The sequence below is a fragment of the Ideonella sp. FW305-24 genome, assembly GCF_058788035.1.
The window spans coordinates 259,642-279,018 of record NZ_JBYTAI010000007.1 but is presented as its reverse complement, the minus strand read 5'-3'; the positions used below and the strand labels follow the sequence as shown (position 1 = coordinate 279,018).

Sequence of the window (19,377 nt, the reverse complement as noted above, 5' to 3'; positions counted from 1 at the left end):
GGTGGCGCCCCTGCTTGCGCGCGGATAATCTCTCCAACAAAAGGGGAGGGTAGATGCTCAAGCACGCCAATCAAACACTGGGGCGAGGTTTCGCCTGGATCGCCCGCGGGCTGGGCGCCGTGGCCCGCGGCGTGGCGCCGTTGTTACGCCTGGTGCTTGGGGCTTGGTCCCCTCCCGGTTGGGTACGTGCCGCAGGCCGCGGCCTGAACCGGCTGGGCGGGCCATTTCAGGCGCATGCGCTGTGGGTGGCGCTGGCTGTGGCACTGGCCGGTGCCGCAGCCTGGCAGGCGCCACATGTCGCCCAGCGCTGGCGCGCGTGGGCCCCGGCCTGGTTGAACGTGGGCCTGTTGGGCGATGACCTGGGCACCGCGAGCGTTGAAGTGCGGCTGGACCCGCCGGGCGCGCCGGACTACGTCAACAGCGGCGGGCCACGGCCGCTGCTGGTGCATTTCACCGCACCGGCTGCGCCGGCATTGCGCGTTGGCAAGGAGCCGATGGACGTGCAGCTCGCGCCGGCATTGGCCGGCCATTGGGTATGGGCAGATGCCAGCACGCTGAAGTTCGAGCCGCAAGGCCATTGGCCCATCGGCCAGGCCTACCAGTTGGAACTGGGACGCAAGGCGCTGGCGCCGCATGTGACGCTGAAGGAACGCAGCCATGCCTTCACTGCAGCCGGCTTTGTGGCCAGCGTGGGCGCTGCGGAGTTCTACCAGGATCCGGTGCAGGCCGGCGTGCGCCGCGTCGTCGTCACGGTAGGCTTCAATCACCCGGTGGATGCGAAGAGTTTCGAGTCGCGCCTGCATCTGGACGATGGCAGCGAACGCAAGTTCAGCGTGAGCTACGACCCGCTGAGGCTGCAGGCCACGGTGCAGTCCGAGCCACTGCCCATTCCGGCGCAGACCGTGGCCATGAAGGTCAAGGTGGACAAGGGCCTGACGGCCCAGCGCGGCGGCCTGGGCACGACCGAGGCGCTGGTGAAGTCGGTCGACGTGCCGGGGCTGTACAGCCTGGTGGTCAACGAGGTGAGTGCCGCCATCGTCAGCAATGACCAGGGCGACCCGGAACATGTGCTGCACGTGACGGCCAGCATGGCGGTGCACGAGCGCGAGTTCGCGCGCAGCGTGCAGGCCTGGGTGCTGCCCGTGTCGGACACCGATGGCGGCGAGCCTTTTGCCTGGAGCGACCCTTCCGAAGTGACGCCTGATGTGCTGAAGCGCGCCAAGCCGATGAAGCTGACGCCGATCGCCAGCGAGCGCGAGGTGACCGAAGGCGCCGCCTTCCGCATGCCGCAGGCCGAAGGCGGGCGCTTCCTCTATGTGCAGGTGGCCAAGGGCCTGAAGTCACCCGGCGGCTACATGCTGGGGGCGGACCGCTTCGAAATCCTGCAGGTCAAGACCTTTGCGCCTGAGCTGTCCATCATGAGCCGCGGCTCGCTGCTGGCGCTGTCGGGCGAAAAGAAGCTGCCGCTGCTGGTGCGTGACCTGCCCGGCATCAGCGTGGACATTGCACGCGTGCTGCCGCAGCAGTTGCACCTGCTGGTCAGCCAGGCCGACGGCGACTTCAGCCACCCCGGCTTCTATGGCCGCGTGACGGACGACAACCTGGCCGAGCACTTCGAGCGCAAGATCCCGCTCAGCCTGAAGCCCGGCAAGTCGCACTACGAAACGGTGGACTTTGCCGACTACCTGAACGCTGGCGGCGAGCGCCGTGGCGTGTTCCTGCTCAAGGTGCAGGGCTACGACCCGAAGGCGCGCGGCACGCGGGCGGCAGGCGGGGACGAGGCCGATCCGCAACCGGCTCGCCAGGAAGAGGGCGAGGGCGACGGCTGCTGCGAAGGCGGCGCCGAGGCCGCACCCGTGGATGCGACGCAGATCCGCGACCAGCGCCTGGTCATCGTCACCGACCTGGGCCTGATCGCCAAGCGCGCCAGCGACGGCACGCGCGAGGTCTTCGTGCAGTCCATTGCCACTGGCCTGCCGGTGGCGGGGGCGCGCATCGAGGTCTGGGGCCGCAATGGCCTGGTGCTGGCCAATGCCACCAGCGATGCCGCCGGCCATGCCACGCTGGCCAACCAGAACGGCTTCACGCGCGAGAAGTCACCGGTGCTGCTGCTGGCGCGCAAGGATGGCGACCTCAGCTTCCTGCCCATGGGCAGCTCGGCCAGCCTGGGCCGCGGCGACCGCACGCTGGACATGTCCCGCTTCGACGTGGGCGGGTTGCGCACCAGCGGCGTGCCCAACCAGATGACGGCTTACCTGTTCAGCGACCGCGGCATCTACCGCCCGGGGGACACTTTCCATGTGGGCATCGTCGTCAAGGCGGCCAACTGGGCGACCTCGCTGAAGGACCTGCCGGTGGAAGCCGAGGTGACCGATGCGCGCGGCCTCTCGGTGCGCCGCGAGACCTTGCGCCTGGGCCCGTCCGGTACGGCTGAGCTGGCCTACAGCACGCAGGAGAGTTCACCCACCGGCAACTACAGCGTCACGCTCAGCCTGCCGCGCCAAGCCGGTGGCAACCAGCCGGACGTGCCACCGGTGCTGATCGGTTCCACCAGCGTCAAGGTGCAGGAGTTCCTGCCGGACCGCACCAAGCTCAGTGCCCATCTGTCCTCGGAAGTGGTGGAGGGCTGGGTCAAGCCGGACGACCTGAAGCTCAAGGTCAATGTGCAGAACCTGTTCGGCACGCCGGCGCAGCACCGCCGCATCGAGAGCCGTTTGACGCTGTCGCCCGCGTGGCCGCAGTTCCGCAGCCATCCGGATTTCAGCTTCTACGACCCCAGCCAGGGCCGCCGTGCGCAGGTCGACGACCTCGAATCGGCCCAGAGCGACGAGAAGGGCGATGCCGAGGTGGACCTGCGGCTCTCGCGCTTCCAGGCCGCCACCTACCAGGCACACGTGCTGGTCAAGGCCTTCGAGCCCGAAGGCGGGCGCAGCGTGGCCGCCGAGGCGCAGACCCTGGTCAGCGACCAGCCTTTCCTGGTGGGCGTGAAGACCCCGGATTCGCTGGGCTACATCAACCGCAACGCGCCGCGCGAGCTGCAACTCATCGCCATTGACTCGCAAGCCCGCAAGGTCGCCGCTGGCGGCCTGAAGCTGGTGCGGGTGGAGCACAAGGTGCTGTCGATGCTGGTCAAGCAGAACAACGGCCTGTACCGCTACGAAAGCCGCGCCAAGGACGTGACGCTGGACGAGCAGGCGCTGGACATTGCAGCGGCCGGCAGCAAGTGGGCGCTCAACACCGCCACGCCAGGCAACTTCGCGCTGGAGGTGCGCAACGCGCAAGGCCTGGTGCTCAACCGGGTGCAATACGCCGTGGCGGGTGCGGCCAACCTCAGCCGCTCGCTGGACCGCAATGCCGAGCTGCAGATCAAGCTCGACAAGAAGGACTACCAGCCCGGCGACGAGATCGCGCTCAGCATCCAGGCGCCTTACACCGGCGCAGGCCTGATCACCATCGAGCGCGACAAGGTCTACGCCCAGGCCTGGTTCAAGGCCGACAAGACCGCCAGCGTGCAGCACATCACCCTGCCCAAGGACTTCGAGGGCAATGGCTATGTGAATGTGCAGTTCGTGCGAGACCCGTCCTCCGACGAGATCTACACCAGCCCCTTGAGCTACGGCGCCGTGCCGTTTGCCACCGGGTTGGCCAAGCGCACCGCGCAGATCAAGCTGGAGTCGCCCGCGCTGGTCAAGCCGGGCGACACGCTGAAGATGAAGCTGCACACCGACCGCCCGTCGCGGGCCTATGTGTTTGCGGTGGACGAGGGCATCCTGCAGGTGGCGCGCTATACCAGCCCGGATCCGCTCAAGCACTTCTTCCAGAAGCGCGCACTGGAAGTCAGCACGCTGCAGACGCTGGACCTGGTGCTGCCGGAATTCCGCAAGCTGATGCAGGCCGCCGCGCCAGGGGGCGACGGTGAAGGCGAGGCCGGCAAGCACCTCAACCCCTTCAAGCGCAAGCGCGACAAGCCGGTGGCCTTCTGGTCCGGCCTGGTGGACGTGAGTGGCGACAAGGAGTTCAGCTACACCGTGCCCGAGAGCTTCAACGGTGCAGTGCGGGTGATGGCCGTGGTCATCGCCGACGACGCGGTGGCCGCGGCCACCACCACCAGCACCGTGCGCGGCGACATCGTGCTGCTGCCCACCGTGCCCACCTCACTGTCGCCGGGGGACACGGTGGACATCGGCATCGGCGTGGCCAACAACATCGCCGGTTCCGGCAAGGACGCACCTGTCCGCCTGGCGCTGGCCGTCAACGGTGGCCTGGAAGTGGTGGGCGAACCGGCGCAGACGCTGAAGATCAACGAGAAGGGCGAAGCCACCACGGTGTTCCACGTGCGGGCCAAGCCCGGGGCACAGGCTGTGCTCGGTTCGTCCAGCGTGACCTTCACCGCCAGCCATGCCAAGGCCACGGCCAGGCTCTCGACCGACCTGAGCGTGCGGCCGGCCTCGGCCTTTGTGACGCTGGTGCAGAGCGGCACCGCGCTGGGCGCGGGCGAGCTGAAATCGCAGCTGGATGCCTACCCGGCCTTCGCCCGCAGCGAGCTCGCAGTCTCGGCCACGCCTTGGGCTTTTGCCTCCGGCCTGATCCGCTACCTGGAGGACTTCCCGCACGGCTGCACCGAGCAGATCGCCAGCCAGACCATTCCGGCCGTGGTGCTGGCCGGCCAGCCCGAGCTCGCGAAGGAGCTGATGAAGACCCGCGCCAGCCAGGGCCTGCAGGCCTTCAACCCCAAGCCCGCGCTGGACCGCGCCATCACCCAGCTGCGCGCCCGCCAGTCGGCCGACGGTGGTTTTTCGCTGTGGCCTGGCAGTGGCCCGGACGACTTCGCCACCGCTTATTCCCTGCAGTTGCTGCTCGAAGCCAAGGACAGGCAGCTGCCGGTGCCGGCCGACCTGATCAGCAAGGCCAACAACTACCTGCAGGCCAGGCTGGGCAGCGGCGAGGGCAGCACCTATGGCTGGCGCACCCGCACGCAGATCGCCTACCTGCTGACCCGCCAGGGCATCCTGGTGCCGGCGGCGTTGGCCAACCTGCGCGAGATGCAGCGCAACAACCTCAAGGAGGCGCTTCGCACCAAGAGCACCGCCTACCGCTGGGACACCGACCTGGGCAGTGCCTACCTGGCCGCCAGCTTCCAGCTGCTCAAGCAGGAAGTTGTGGCCAAGGAACTGCTGCAGCCGGTGTGGGACGACTACGTGCAGCGCGTCAAGGCCAAGCAGGTGCGCAACAGCTGGGACTACTACTACGACCCGCTGGTGCACGACAGCACGCTGATACTGCTGGCCGCGCGGCACTTCCCGCAGGCCTTGTCCAGCCTGCCGAACGACAGCTGGAGCCGGCTGGCGGCGATGATCGGCGACGGCTGGTACAGCACCCAGTCCTCGGCCACCACCATCCTGGCGGTGGACGCCTATGCCCGCGCCGCGGCCGCCTCGGCCAAGGGTGCGCTGAACGCCAGCGTGGTGGACAAGGCCGGCAAGTCCCAGCCGCTGCGGCTGGTGGGCGAACTGCGCGTGATGCAGCAGGCGGCGGTGCCTGCCGGCACCGCCAGGCTCAAGCTGGCCAATCCAGGCGAGCTGCCGCTGTTCTACGGCTGGGCCGAAAGCGGCTACGAGCGAAACCTGCCGGACGCTGCCGTCACCCACGGGCTGGAGATCACGCTGAACATCCTCAACGAGAAAGGTGTGGCCATCAGCGAAGCCCGCATCGGCGACGAAGTCACGGTGCGCCTGACCGTGCGCGCGCTGGACCGCGACGCCGTGCGCCAGGTGGCGCTGGTGGACATCCTGCCCAGCGGGTTGGAGCCGGTGATCCAGTCCGCCGTGGCCGAAGACGGCGCGGCCGACATGCCGCCCTGGATGCGGCGCCTGGGCGGCAATGGCAGCTGGTCGCTCAACTACGTGGACATGCGCGAGGACCGGGTGATCTTCTTTGGCGACGTGAGCCGCAACACGCAGGACATCAGCTTCAAGGCCCGCGCCACCAACGTCGGCCAGTTCGCGCTGCCGGCAGCCTTTGGCGAGGCCATGTACGAACGCCGCGTGTTCGGCCGCACGGCAGCCGGGCGCTTCAGCGTGCTGCCCTTGGCCAAGCCGTAGCGGGGCGACATGCGAGGCAGGGTCGCGCGCAGCTGGCGGTGGGTGTGTGCCCATCGCCGCTTCCGCGCGCTGCTGGTGCTGGCCCTTGCGCTGACGGCCACGCTGGCGCTGCTGCGGGTGCTGCCGCATGCACCGCTGCGCGAGCAGGTCGGCGGCCTGTCCACGCCGCTGTACGACCGCCACGGCGAGCTGCTGCGCCTGACGCTGGCACCCGATCAGCAATACCGGCTGTGGACGCCACTGGAGCGCATGGCCCCGGCGCTGGTGCAGGCGACCTTGCTCTATGAAGACCGCAGCTTCTGGTGGCACCCGGGCGTGAACCCGGCCGCGCTGGCCCGCAGTGCCTGGCAGATGGCCCGCGGCGGCCGGCGCCAGGGCGGCTCCACGCTGACCATGCAGCTGGCGCGGCGGCTCTACGCCATCGACAGCCGCAGCGCTGCCGGCAAGCTGCAGCAGATGGCCGCGGCGCTGTGGCTGGAGGCGCGCCACGGCAAGCGTGAACTGCTGGAGGCTTACCTCAACACGGCGCCCTATGGCAGCAACATCGAGGGCGTGGGCGCCGCCAGCCTGGTCTACTTCCATCACGAGGCCGCCAGCCTCACCGTGCCGGAGGCGCTGACGCTGGCCGTCGTGCCGCAGAACCCGGCGCAGCGGGTGCCGTCCAGTGGTGCGGCCCGGTTGGGTGCTGCCGGCAACCCCGCGCTGGAAGCCGCGCGCCAACGGCTGTGGGCGCTGTGGCGGGCGCGCCAGCCGGCTTCGGAGACGGGCGACGCGGCCTTGCCCGGCATGCCTGCGCTGAGCCGCGGTCTGCTGCCGTTTGCAGCACCGCACCTCACCGACATGCTGCTCGCCCAGGCGGCCCAGGCCGGGGCGGGCGACACCCTGGTGCGCGAGGCCGACGGCGCCATCCACACCACGCTGGACCTGCCCATGCAGCGCACGCTGGAGCGGGTCATGGGCGACTACCTGAAGGCGCGCGCCAACATCGGCCTGCGCAATGCCAGCGCGTTGCTGCTGGATGCCGAGCGCATGGAGGTGCGCGCGGTGGTCGGCTCGGCCAACTACCGGGATGACGGCATTGACGGCCAGGTCAACGGCACGCTGGGCAAGCGCTCACCGGGCTCCACGCTCAAGCCTTTCATCTACGCATTGGCGCTGGACCAGGGACTGCTGCATCCGCGCACCTTGCTGAAGGACGCGCCCACCTCGTTCGGCCCTTTCACGCCGGAGAACTTCGACGGCCAGTTCATGGGCCCGGTGGCGGCACAAGACGCGCTCACGCGCAGTCGCAACGTGCCCGCCGTCGCCGTGGCTGCGCGGTTGACGCAGCCCAACCTCTACCAGTTCCTGCAACGCAACCACATCAGCCGCCTGGAGAGCGAAGCGCATTACGGCCTGGCGCTGGTGCTGGGCGGCGGCGAGGTGACACCCGAAGAACTCGCCCGGCTTTATGCCTTGCTGGCCAATGGTGGCGAGGCCAGGCCGCTGGCCTACACCCGGGGTCAGGCCGGGAACATCGGCGGCGAATCCGAGCGCCTGCTCAGCCCTGAGGCCGCGTTCATCACGCTGGACATGCTGCGCCACACGCCGCGCCCGGACACCGGCGCGCCGGCCCAGCCCGCCGTCGCCTGGAAAACAGGCACCTCATGGGGTTTCCGGGATGCCTGGACGGCGGGCGTCTTCGGTCGCCATGTGCTGGTGGTCTGGGTGGGCGATTTCGAAGGCACGGGCAACCCGGCCTACATTGGCATCGACGCCGCGGCGCCGCTGTTCCTGCGCATGGTCGACGCGCTGCGGGCCCAGCGCCTGGACCCAGGCGAGGTGCCGCGCCAGCAACCGGCCAACCTGCGCAAGGTGGAGGTTTGCACGTCCACCGGTGCGCCGCCGGATGCCCTGTGTCCCGCCCGCAGCAGCACCTGGTTCATTGCCGGCAAGTCACCCATCCAGCCCAGCAGCCTGCACCGGGCCGTGTGGGTCGACGCGCGCGACGGCCACCTGCTGTGCGGCCCGCAGGCGGCTAGCGCGCCGCATGCCAGGCAGCTCGTGGTGGAGCAGTGGGGCAGCGACATGCAGCGCCTGTTCCGCCAGGCCGGCCTGCCTCGCCGCCAGCTGGACGGCAGCGCTTGCGAAGGCGCTGCAGCGCCTGGCGGTGGTGATGCCCCCAGCATTGCCTCGCCGATCCGCGGCGTGCGCTACGTGCTCAACACCCGCAAGCCGCAACCCATCCTGCTGCGTGCCGACGCCGCGATGGGCGTCAAGACGCTCTTCTGGTTCGCCAACGACGGCCTGCTGGGCCGTGTGGCGCCCGGTGAATCGCTGTCCTGGCAACCGGCTCAGGCCGGCGACTACAGCTTGCGCGTCGTCGACGAACAAGGCCGGGTCGACGTGCGCAGCGTCAGCGTGACGCTGGAGTAGCCGCTCGCCAGGCCGGTGCCACGCTCCCGCAGGCCAGCGCCGGGCCGCCCCAAGCGGCCTGCGCAACCCGCCCGGCGGGTGGCCTCGCGTACCCGCGAGACCGGGTGCCCCATTTCTAGCCCAACGGCACCGGCACGAACAGCGTGTCCCCGTCGCGCTTGACCAGCAGCGCAACCTGCTTCGGATGCTGCTTCAGCACCGCGCGCACGTCGTCCAGCGTCTGCACCGGGCGGCCGTTGACGGCCAGCAGCACGTCGCCGGCCTGGATGCCGGCGCGGGCTGCGGCGCCTTCGGTGTCCTCGATCAGCAGGCCTTGGGCCACGCCGGCTTCGCGCTTCTCGGCCTTGTTCAGGTCGCGCAGCGCCAGGCCGAGTTGCGGGCCGTCAGCCTCGCCGCTGCCGGCCTTGGCCTGCAGGCCGCGTTCGGACGGCACGCCGTCGAGCTTGGCATCCAGCGTGTGCTGCTTGCCTTCGCGCCAGACGGTCAGCGCCACCTTGTCGCCGGGTGCGGCCAGGCCGATCAGGCTGGGCAGTGCGCCGGATTCGCGCACCGGCCGGCCGTCGACCGCGGTGATCACGTCGCCGGCCTGCACGCCGGCCTTGGCCGCGGCGCTGCCCTTCTCGACCTTGGCCACCAGCGCGCCTTCGGGCTTGCCCATGCCGAAGGACTCGGCCAGTGCCTGGTTGACCTCCTGCACTGACACGCCGAGGCGCCCGTGGCGGGCCTCGCCGGTGGCGACGATCTGGTCCTTGACCTTCAGCGCCACGTTGATCGGAATTGCGAAGCTCACACCCTGGAAGCCGCCGCTTTGCGAGTAGATCTGCGCGTTGATGCCGACCACCGAGCCCACGCCGTCGAACAGCGGGCCGCCGGAGTTGCCGGGGTTGACGGCGGCGTCGGTCTGGATGAACGGCACCACCGCATCGTTCGGCAGCGAGCGGCCCTTGGCGGAGACGATGCCTTGCGTGGCCGTCTGCTCCAGCCCGTAAGGCGCGCCGATGGCCAGCACCCGGTCGCCCACTTCGAGCTCATCCGAATTGCCCAGCCGCACGACGGGCAGGTTCTTGGCTTCGATGCGCAGCACCGCGATGTCGGTCACCGGGTCGGCGCCCAGCACCTTGGCCTTGTATTCGCGGTGGTCGCTGAGCTTGACGGTCACGTCCTTGGCGTCGCGCACCACATGGGCGTTGGTCAGGATCAGGCCGTCGGCCGAGATCACGAAGCCCGAGCCCAGGCCCTTGAACGGCACCTTGGCCTGCGGCCGCGCGCGCTGGCCGCGCTGTTGCATGCCGGGCATGCCGCGGAAGAACTGGAAGAACGGGTCGTTCTCGATGTCCGCGCTTTCTTCGTCGGCATCGGGCTTGCGCTCGCCCGCCACCGTCACGCCGACGACTGCCGGGCCGGCCTGCTTGACGATGGCGCGGTAGTCCGGCACCGCGCCGGGCGGCAGCGGCGCGATGGGTGCCGCTGGCACCATGGCCGCGCCCGCGACGGCACCGCCGTTCACCGGAGCCGCGCTGGCCACCTGCTGGGACTGCTGTTGCTGCGACTTGTCGCCGCCGAACAGGCCCTTGAAATCAATCGCCCCGGCGCTGCCCGCCGCGACGAGCGTGGCCGTGACCCCGGCGGTGACGACCACCGTCGCCAGGGTCGACACCCGGCCGCCTTGCTTGCTGTTGCTGCTCATGGAAATGGGCTCCTTCGTGATGGACACAGAACACTGCGGCTTTCGGCCGCTTGGGGTGCACTGTGCTGAAGGGGAATGAGGGCAGCGTTAGCGTTGGGTTAGGCGAGGATTAAGGCATCGTCGATGCTGGTTGAAGCCGCCGCTTGCGATTGCTAGTACGGTGTAAGGATGGCGGTTCCGGAAGCGGTGGGCCCGATCCGTCGAAAACGCGAAAAGTCAGGTCAGAATCGATCACGACTGGAATGACACCTGATCCAGTGAGAACCATCAGCTGATGAGGGAGGACGATGGCAATGATGACTCGAAGAGTTGTACTGGTCGCGGCGGGGAGTGCCTTGATTGGATGCGCCCACCAACGTAACGAAGGGGCGATCGGGTATCGGGAAGTGTTTTCGATGCTGGCCATTTCTCCTGCAGGGGATCAATTGGCAATCGTGGGCGAGTCGTACGACTATATTTTCAAGCCTCCAAAACCTCTGATTGACGCGCTGCGTTCTGCTTTGAGGCAGAAGCTTTCGGCGGAGTTTCATGAGTTTGGTCTGAAGTCATTCACAGAAATTAATGGGCATTGGGTCCTTCTAGTTGCCGGGGACAATTTGCTGGACGAAGATATCGCACTGGCTCAGTCCCTTGGGTTCGAGAAAACTTCGCGTGGCTATTCGCTGAGTGGGTCGATCAAGGGAGTTCGATTCCTGAAGAACAAGTCCAGTGCGCGATATCCTGTCGAGCACACGAACCGGAGCTATCGCGTCGAGGTATGGGGTGCGCCGGGCTCTCAAACCTCTACTGCCATGGAACGTAGTCCTATCACCTTTGAAAATGGATTGATGCTCATCGGCCTTCTCATGCTAGTACCACTGCTTATGGCAACGGATGCATGCATCACGTGTAAATAATGACGCTGAGCGGAAAACCTTGCCTAATAGGACCGAAAATCCAATCGGGGTTCCCTCGATGTGTCCAGATTGACCTCCTGAAAGGATGGTTTTTCCAAGGTTGGTCGCTTGCGATTGACTCGCCGCTGTGGTTGGCATCAATCAAAACTTGGCTCTTCGGGTAACTTCGCTTCCACTGACCCGCACCCGGGCGGATAATTGGCAGAGTTCACGGCGTTTGCCGCAGCGCCCGTTCGCACGGCGGTCTACCTTCCTCAGGAGTTTCCACGATGAGCAGAAGCTTGCTGAAGCAATGCCTCGCCGAGGCCTGGCAGCGGGTGATGGACGAGGCCTACGCCGATCAGATGATCGATTCCGAGCGCGGGCTGCAGCTGTATTTCGGCCACGCGCTGATGGCGGGTTTCAAAGCCCGTGACATGCAGCGGCGCATTTACGTGGAGCCGGTGTTTGTCGGCCAGCAAGGGCGTTTGCGGGTGCCGGACCTGGCCATTTGTCATGCGGGCCAGTTGATTGGCGTGGTGATGCTGCGGTATTTGCCGCGCGGTGCGCCGGAGGTGGAAAAAGACCTGACGACGCTGCGCAGTTTTGCCGGCGCCGGGCGGGATTTGCTGCTCTCGCAGGAGCGTTACCTTGGGCCGGGCGACGAGGTGCAGCGGCTGTATGTGCTGGCGCCGGAGCCCTTGCTGTGCTGGGCCGGGGTTTACCGCGGGCCGCAGCGGCGGCTGGTGGAGCAGCAGGCGGCGGACCTGGGCGAGCGTTTTGTCGGCCTGCATGCGGTCACGGCGGCGCGGCGGCCGCCGGCCGTCTCGATGGTCGGCCATGGCGGCGTGGCGGTGCCGGGCGAGGCGGACGAACCGGTGGCCGCCGACGCGCATGCTGGCGCGGACGTCTGAGACACCAGGCGGGCGTCAGCCACCGGCGCCGTCCGGCTGCAGGCTGAATTTGACCTGCACCCGCAGCCCGCCCAGCGGGGAGTCGGCCAGCGTGATGCTGGCGCCGTGGCGGCGCGCAACGGCTGCGGCAATCGCCAGCCCGAGGCCTGCACCATCGCCCTGGCCCGGGTCGCGGCGCCAGAAGCGGTCGAAGGCGCGGGCGCGGTCTTCGGGCGGGATGCCGGGGCCGTCGTCGTCCACCGTGAGCAGCGCGCTGCCGTCGCTCTGCAGCGCCAGCGCGACCATGACCTGGCCGCCTTCGCGGCCGTAGCGCAGCGCGTTGTCCACCAGGTTGCGCACCAGTGCAAACAGGCCGGCGCGGTCACCGTCCAGCCGCAGTGGCTGCGGGGCTTCCAGCGACAGCCAGATCTGCCGCGCCTGGGCCAGCGGCCACAGGTCTGCCAACGCGTCGCGCGCGACGGCCGCCAGGTCCAGCGGCGCCGGATGGCCGGCCGGGCCGGGCTCGCTGCGGGCCAGCGCCAGCAGTTGCTCGACCAGCCGCGCCGAGCGTTCGATGCCCGCGGCCAACGCGGCCAGCGCCTCGTCGCGTGCAGCGGCGTCGGGGGCTGCCTGCAGCACCCGCAGCTGCAGCTTCAGCGCGGTCAGCGGCGAGCGCAGCTCGTGCGCGGCGTCGGCCACAAATGCGCGCTGCGTGGCCAGCGAGTCGCCCAGCCGCATCAGCAAGGCGTTCAGCGCGCTGACCAGCGGGCGCACCTCATCCGGCAGCCCGGCTTCGGGCAGGGGACCCAGGGCCACCGCGTCACGCTGCTGCACATCGGCTGCCAGCTTGCGCAGCGGCCGGGTCAAAAGGCCCAGCACCCACCACAGCACCAGCAGCAGCGGCAGCGCCAGCCAGGCCAGCGGGGCCACGCTGTGCAGCGCGGCCTGCGCGGCCAGCCGGCTGCGGATGCGCTCGGGCTGTGCGACCTGGATCACCCGGCCCTCCGAGGCCACGCCAAAAGTGCGCCAGACCTCGCCGTTGACGTTCACGTCGGCCAGGCCAAGGACGGCGCGCGCCGGCAACGTGGGGTGCAGCCGCGAGGCATAGATGCTGCGGCCGTCCACGGTCCAGATCTGCACCACGAAGTCCAGCTGCTCGTCGGCCAGCGCGCGGGCCTCGTCCGGTGCAATCGCGCCCTGGTCGCGCAGCGAGAGCGCCATCTGGCTGAGCTGGTAGTCGAACAGCGCCTCGGTCTCGGCCAGCACGGCGCGGTAGGTCAGGCCGGCGGTGGTGGCGGTGGCCAGCGCCAGCACGACCACCAGCGCCAGCATCAGCCGCCAACGGATGGAGCCGAAACTCATGACAACCCCTCGCCCGGCGAATACGCCGTTCGATCCCCCGAGGGGATGGGGGCCGGCTTGGGAGCGGCCCGGCGCTCGGCGTGCAATGTCAGCCCCTCGACCGGCGAGTACGCCGTTCGATCCCCCGTGGGGATGCGGGCCGGCTTGGGAGCGGCCCGGCGCTCGGCCCCCTGAACGCGTGGTGGCAAAACGGGTCTCACGCGCTGGCCGGCCCGCTGTGCGAAACCGGCGTCAGGAAATACCCTACGCCACGCACGTTGCCGATGCGCTCCGCGCCCAGCTTGCGCCGCAGCTGGTGCACGTAGACCGAGACGGCGTTGCTCTCGATCTCCTCGCCCCAGCCGTACAGCCTGTCCTCCAGCTGGGCCCGCGAGAGCAGCGCGCCGGGCCGCTGCATCAGCGCCTCCAGCACCGCGTATTCACGCGCCGACAGCAGCACCGGCTGGCCGTCCACGGTCACCTGGTGGGCCGCGGGGTCCAGCATGATCGCGCCATGCTGCAGCACCGGCTGGGCCCGGCCGCCATGGCGGCGCTGCACTGCGCGCATGCGGGCGCGCAGCTCGTCGAACTCGAAGGGCTTGACCAGGTAGTCGTCGGCACCGGTGTCCAGCCCGCGGACCCGGTCGCCCGGGCCGTCACGCGCGGTCAGCACGATGACCGGGGTGCTGTCACCGCGCTGGCGCAGCTCGCGCAGCAGCGTCAGGCCGTCCTGGCCGGGCGCGGCGGCGGCGCTGTCCGGCCCGCTGGTCGGTCCACCGGGTGGCAGGCCCAGGTCCAGCAGCACCAGGTCGAAACGCTCGGTGGCCAGCGCTGCGCGGGCCGCGGCCACATCGCGCACCCAGTCGACCGCAAAGCCTTCCGGGCGCAGCGCGGCCCTCAGGCTGTCGCCAATCATGCGGTCGTCTTCCACCAGCAGCAGGCGCATCGGCTTGGTTTCTACGGGTTTGCCAGGACTCGCGGAGCATAGCGCGGCGCTGCGAGGGTGCGCGCCGGTTTCGTCGTCGCCCGGCTGTCGCGGCTTTGCGGTTCAGCCGGTGCGCAATGCGGCGGCCGGGTCGGCCAGCGGCAAGCCCTGCAGTGCCGCGGCGTCCAGCACGCGGCCGATCACCAGCACGGCCGGGCTGCCGAACTGCTGGCTGTGCAGCATCTCGACCAGGCCGCCCAGCGTGCTCAGGCCGCAGCGCTGGTGCTCGGTGCTGGCGTGTTGCACCACGCCGGCCGGCAGCTCGGCCGGCAGGCCGGCGGCCAGCAACTGGGCCACCAGCTGCGGCGCCTGGGCCACGCCCATGTAGATCACCAGCGTGATGCCGCTGGCGGCGGCCGCGCCGATGGCGGCCCAGTCCGCGCCGGTGCCGCCCGGCTGCGCATGGCCGGTGACCAGCATCACGCCCTGCGCATGCCGGCGGTCGGTCCAGCCGGTGCCCAGCGCGTTGACGGCGGCCAGGCCGGCGGTGATGCCGTTGACGACGACCACCGACACGCCGGCCTCGCGCAGCGCGGCGATCTCCTCGCCGGCGCGGCCGAAGACCAGCGGATCACCGCCCTTGAGCCGCACCACCTTTTCGCCGGCCAGCGCTTCGCGCACCAGCAGCTTCTCGATGAAGGCCTGCGGCGTCGACGCGCAGCCGCCGCGCTTGCCCACGTGCACGATGCGCGGCCTGGCCTGCGCCGAGCCGTCCAGCACCTCGTCGAGCACGCGCTCGCCGACCAGGTCGTCAATCAGGATCACCGTGGCCGCGCGCAGCACGCGCACGGCCTTCAGCGTCAGCAGCTCGGGGTCGCCCGGGCCGGCGCCGACGAGGTGGACGGGGTGGATCGTGGGCGAAGCGGTCATGGCGGCAGCTCGGGTCAGGTCAGTTCGCAAGGGTCTGGCGCAGCGCCAGCAGCGCATCGCGCTGGCGCAGGATGGGTTCGGGCACCGGCAGTTCGCCGGCCAGTGTCGCGCGGATGTAGCCGGCCGCGGCGTTGGCTTCGGTGCTGGCCGGCAGCGTGGGCACCTGCAGCAGCGAGCCGCCTTGCGCGGCCACGCTGAAGCTTTCGTCCTGCTGGCCACGCACAAAGCACTTCAGCGCCGGCAGGCGGCGCGGGTCGGCCACCGGCTCGCCTTCGGTGCCGCGCAGCAGCATGGCCGTGGCCTCGCTCAGCGTCAGGTAGTCGGACAGGCTGTCGGCATATTCCGGGTGCGTGTGGTTGACCACGCGCAGCGCGCCCGGCACGGCCGGCAGCAGCTTGGCCAGCGTGTGGCCGGGGTTGCGCAGGCCCAGCACCGCGCGCAGCGCGAGCAGCCGCGCCAGCGAAGGGTGCAGCACCTCCAGCGGCAGGAAGGCCGGCAGGCCGGCCGCCCAGCGCGCCTGCACCGCCTCGGCGCTGTCCACCGGCGGCAGGTCCAGCGCTTCCAGCACCTGGGCGCTGGTGACGCGCGCCGCGTCTCGCGCAAAGCCGTGCAGCAGCACCGGCACGCCTTCGCGCGCCAGCAGCAAGGCCAGCAAGGGCGTGAGCGCCGGCAGCTTGCGCGCGCCGTTGTAGCAGGGCAGCAGCACCGCGGGCGTGGGGCTGACAAGTTGCAACATGCGCGGCAGCACCGCGTCCATGAACCCCGCCAGCTCCTCCGCTGTCTCGCCCTTGATGCGCATCGCCAGCGCAAAGCCGCCTTTTTCCAGGTCCGAGATCTGGTCGTCCAGCAGCCTGGCCATCAGGTCCTGCGACTGCACGCGGCTCAAGGCCCGCGCACCGTCCTTGCCGCGGCCGATTTCCTTCAGGTAGGGGGCGATGCTCATGCCGACATTGTGGCTTCAGGTCGCAGGCGTGGCCGTGACGGCCACCGGCACCGCCTGCACCAGCTTGCGCAGCGTCGGAATGCAGGAGCCGCAGTTGCTGCCGCATTTCAGTGTGGCTTGCAGCTGGGCGACGCGGGCGTCCACGGTGCCGGGCAGGGAGGGCAGCGCGTCGCGGATCTGCTGTTCGGTCACGTTGAAACAGGTGCAGACCTGCGGGCTGCGTGGCACGGCGGCAGCGCCGGCCATGGCCTGGCCCAGGGCGCCCGGGGCCAGCAGCATGCGACCGGGGCCGGGCAGGGTCTGGTCGGCTTCCAGCAGGCTGCGCAACCAGGTTTCGCCGCTGCCCACGCTGGCCGCGTCGCCTGCCAGCCAGAAGGCCAGCAGGCGCTCGGCGCCGGCTTCGTCGCGGTGCAGCTTCAGCGCGCGCTGCTGGCCGCGGCGGGCGTCCTGGTAGCCCAGCACGCCGGGTGCGCCCAGGCCCAGCGCGTCGCGCAGTGCGGCGAGCACGGTGTCGGCCAGTGGCTGGGCGGCGCCAGCGCGCAGCAACAGGCCGACGCGGCCGCCGGGCAACGTGGCATGGCCCAGGTCCGGCTCGCGGCCGAACGGCAGCAGGCTGGCCCAGGAGAAGGCGTGCAGCAAGGGGCGCATCTGTTCGCGCAGTGCCAGCGCTTCGCTGGCCGGCAACCAAGCCATCGCGGTCAGGCGCCACGGCACCTGGGCCTTGGCGATGTGCACGGCGCAGTGCTTTAGCTCAGGTTGCTTGGACATGGGGCAGTACGCGGGCGTGGTCAGCGCATTGACGCCGGGCACCGGCCGGCCTTGCGCGTCATGGCCGGTCAGCACCTCTTCGCCCCAGTGCATCGCGATGAAGGCCTGCGTGGGCAGGACGGTGTCGCTGCTGCGCGCTGGCAGCACCAGCGAGCCGCGGCGCGAGCGCACTTCCACCAGGTCGCCCTCGGCCAGCTTCAGGCGCGCCATGTCGGCAGGGGCCAGGTCCACCGCCGGCAGGCTGTCGTGGCCGAACAGCCGGCCCAGCGTGCCGGTGCGGCTCATGCCGTGCCACTGGTCGCGCAGGCGGCCGGTGCCCAGGCTGAACGGGTATTGCGCGTCGCGCGGCTCGGCCAGCGGCTTGAACGGCACGTCGGCGAATTTGGCCTTGCCGCTGGCGGTCGGGAAACGTCCGTCTTCGTACAGCCGGGCCTGGCCCTGGGTGGCGCCTTCGGGCAGCGGCCACTGCTGCGGGCCTTGCGCTTCCAGCATCGCGTAGCTCAGGCCGGTGATGTCCAGGTCGCGGCCTCGCGTGCTTTCGCGGTGTTCGTTCCAGACCGACTCGGGTGTCGCGTAGTCGAACATCGCGATGCGGCCCGGCGCGATGCGGGTGGCGATGCGGCGCGCGATGTCGGCAGCAATCGCCCAGTCATGCCGAGCCTCGCCCGCCGGCGGGATGGCCGCGCGCACGCGGCTGATGCGGCGCTCGCTGTTGGTCACCGTGCCGTCCTTCTCGCCCCAGGTGGTGGCCGGCAGCAGCAGGTCGGCAAACGGCGCGGTGGCGGTGGTGGCAAAGGCCTCCTGCAGGATCACGAACTCGGCACGTTCCAGCGCGCGGCGCACCGTGGCCTGGTCGGGCATGGACTGCGCGGGATTCGTGCAGGCAATCCACAGCGCCTTGATCTCGCCATCGGCCGCGGCCTGGAACATCTCGACCGCGCTCTTGCCGGGCTTCGAAGGCACGCTGGGCACGCCCCACAGCCTGGCCACCTCGGCGCGGTGGTCGGGGTTGGCCAGGTCGCGGTGCGCGGACAGCAGGTTGGCCAGGCCGCCCACTTCGCGGCCGCCCATCGCATTCGGTTGGCCGGTCAGCGAAAACGGGCCGGCGCCGGGCTTGCCGATCTGGCCGCTGGCCAGGTGCAGGTTGATTAGCGCGGCGTTCTTCGCGGTGCCGTCGGCGCTCTGGTTCAGGCCTTGGCAGTAGAGCGACAAGGTGGCCGGACTGTCGCCGAACCAGCGCGCGGCGGTGAGCAGTTCGTCCTCGCGCAGGCCGGTGAGGCGGGCGGTTTCGCGTGGCGTGAAGTCGCGCACCCGGGCCTTCAGCGCGTCGAAGCCTTCGGTGTGGGCGGCGATGTAGGCTGGCTTCGTGAAGCCTTCCCACAGCATCAGGTGCAGCAGGCCGTGGTACAGCGCCACGTCGCTGCCGGGCAGCAGCGGCAGGTGCAGGTCGGCCATCGCCGCGGTCTCGGTGCGACGCGGGTCGGCGACGATCCACTTCTGCTCCGGCTTGGCACGCTTGCCGTCTTCCAGCCGGCGGAACAGGATGGGGTGGGCCCAGGCCATGTTGCTGCCGGTGATGAAGACCGTGTCGGCCAGCGCCAGGTCCTCGTAGCTGCAAGGTGGTGCATCGGCACCCAGCGTGGCTTTGTAGCCGGCCACCGCGCTGCTCATGCACAGGCGCGAGTTGGTGTCCACGTGGTTGCTGCCCAGCAGGCCCTTCACCAGCTTATTGAAGACGTAGTAGTCCTCGGTCAGCAGCTGGCCGGAGATGTAGACGCCGATCGCGTCGGCACCGTGCTGCTGGTGGATCGTCGAGAGCCGCTCGGCCGCCAGGTCCAGCGCGGTGTTCCAGGTGACAGGCGTGGCGGGCTTGCCGCGCTCGGCGCGCAGCAGCGGCTGCAGCAGCCGCGTCTGGCGGGTGATGCTGGCGCTGGCGGTCAGGTGCAGCGTGGAGCCCTTGGTGCAGAGTCGGCCGAAGTTGGCCGGGTGGTCGGGATCGCCTGAGACGCCGGTGATCTGCGCGCCATCGTGTTCGATCACGACGCCGCAACCGACGCCGCAGTACGGACAGGTCGAGCGCGTCTGCACCATGGCGGTCTCCTTCAGGCCGCGTGGCGCAGGCAGGGGCCGGCCATCGGCAGCGGCAGCTCGGTGCCCAGCGTGGCCAGTTCGTCGGCCTTCAGGCTGACGGCACCGTCCTCGATCTGCACCGCAAAGCGCGGCGTGCAGCCCACGTCCGGTGCAGCGGCCTGGCCGTCGTGCAGGCCAATCGTCCAGTTGTGCAGCGGGCAGGCCACGCTGCTGCCGAAGACGATGCCTTGCGACAGCTGGCCGCCCTTGTGCGGGCAGCGGTCCAGCAGCGCGAACACTTCATTGGCCTCGGTGCGGAACAGCGCGACGGCCGCGCCTTTTTCGCGCAGCACACGGCGCGAGCCCAGCACGGGGATGTCGTCAATGCGGCAGATGGGGGTCCAGGTGGTCATGGCGAAGGTCTCCGTG

At 69.7% G+C, this 19,377-nt stretch carries 11 protein-coding genes; 4 read left to right on the top strand and 7 right to left on the bottom strand.

Going from position 1 to position 19,377, the window contains the following annotated elements:
- Positions 1 to 53: 53 nt before the first annotated feature.
- Positions 54 to 6,101 carry an alpha-2-macroglobulin family protein gene (locus AC3WR5_RS20205; RefSeq protein WP_492486633.1) on the top strand — a complete coding sequence of 2,016 codons (6,048 nt, stop codon included), beginning with the start codon at positions 54 to 56 and terminating at the stop codon, positions 6,099 to 6,101.
- A gap of 42 nt (positions 6,102 to 6,143) precedes the next feature.
- The gene (gene pbpC / locus AC3WR5_RS20200) at positions 6,144 to 8,516 is read left to right on the top strand and encodes a penicillin-binding protein 1C (protein ID WP_492486631.1); all 2,373 of its coding nucleotides are present in this window, start codon (positions 6,144 to 6,146) and stop codon (positions 8,514 to 8,516) included.
- A gap of 115 nt (positions 8,517 to 8,631) precedes the next feature.
- Here pbpC and AC3WR5_RS20195 read toward each other — a convergent pair whose 3' ends face one another.
- Complete coding sequence (locus AC3WR5_RS20195) at positions 8,632 to 10,203, bottom strand: Do family serine endopeptidase (RefSeq protein ID WP_492486629.1); 1,572 nt, start codon at positions 10,201 to 10,203, stop codon at positions 8,632 to 8,634.
- 287 nt (positions 10,204 to 10,490) lie between these two features.
- On the opposite strand from AC3WR5_RS20195, the gene AC3WR5_RS20190 reads away from it, so the two are divergent.
- Both AC3WR5_RS20190 and AC3WR5_RS20185 read left to right on the top strand, forming a co-directional pair.
- A complete protein-coding gene (locus tag AC3WR5_RS20190) occupies positions 10,491 to 11,099 on the top strand; it encodes a hypothetical protein (protein WP_492486627.1) in 609 nt (202 codons plus the stop codon).
- Positions 11,100 to 11,368: 269 nt separating this feature from the next.
- Positions 11,369 to 11,992: a hypothetical protein gene (locus AC3WR5_RS20185; protein WP_492486626.1), complete on the top strand. Its 624-nt coding sequence runs from the start codon at positions 11,369 to 11,371 to the stop codon at positions 11,990 to 11,992.
- Positions 11,993 to 12,007: 15 nt separating this feature from the next.
- On the opposite strand, the gene AC3WR5_RS20180 is transcribed toward AC3WR5_RS20185, so the two are convergent.
- The 6 genes from AC3WR5_RS20180 to nirD form a co-directional block, all read right to left on the bottom strand.
- A complete protein-coding gene (locus AC3WR5_RS20180; RefSeq protein ID WP_492486624.1) occupies positions 12,008 to 13,333 on the bottom strand; it encodes an ATP-binding protein in 1,326 nt (441 codons plus the stop codon).
- A 196-nt stretch (positions 13,334 to 13,529) separates the two neighbouring features.
- Positions 13,530 to 14,258: a response regulator gene (locus AC3WR5_RS20175; RefSeq protein ID WP_492486623.1), complete on the bottom strand. Its 729-nt coding sequence runs from the start codon at positions 14,256 to 14,258 to the stop codon at positions 13,530 to 13,532.
- A gap of 102 nt (positions 14,259 to 14,360) precedes the next feature.
- Positions 14,361 to 15,167, bottom strand: coding sequence for a uroporphyrinogen-III C-methyltransferase (gene cobA / locus AC3WR5_RS20170; RefSeq protein WP_492486621.1), 807 nt, complete (start codon positions 15,165 to 15,167; stop codon positions 14,361 to 14,363).
- Positions 15,168 to 15,186: 19 nt separating this feature from the next.
- Positions 15,187 to 16,110 (bottom strand): DNA-binding protein YbiB, encoded by a 924-nt coding sequence (gene ybiB / locus AC3WR5_RS20165; RefSeq protein WP_492486619.1) that lies wholly within the window; start codon positions 16,108 to 16,110, stop codon positions 15,187 to 15,189.
- Positions 16,111 to 16,125: 15 nt separating this feature from the next.
- Positions 16,126 to 18,969 (bottom strand): nitrate reductase, encoded by a 2,844-nt coding sequence (locus AC3WR5_RS20160; RefSeq protein ID WP_492486618.1) that lies wholly within the window; start codon positions 18,967 to 18,969, stop codon positions 16,126 to 16,128.
- A gap of 11 nt (positions 18,970 to 18,980) precedes the next feature.
- Positions 18,981 to 19,361, bottom strand: a complete 381-nt coding sequence (nirD, locus tag AC3WR5_RS20155) for a nitrite reductase small subunit NirD (protein ID WP_492486616.1) — start codon at positions 19,359 to 19,361, stop codon at positions 18,981 to 18,983.
- Positions 19,362 to 19,377: the final 16 nt, after the last annotated feature.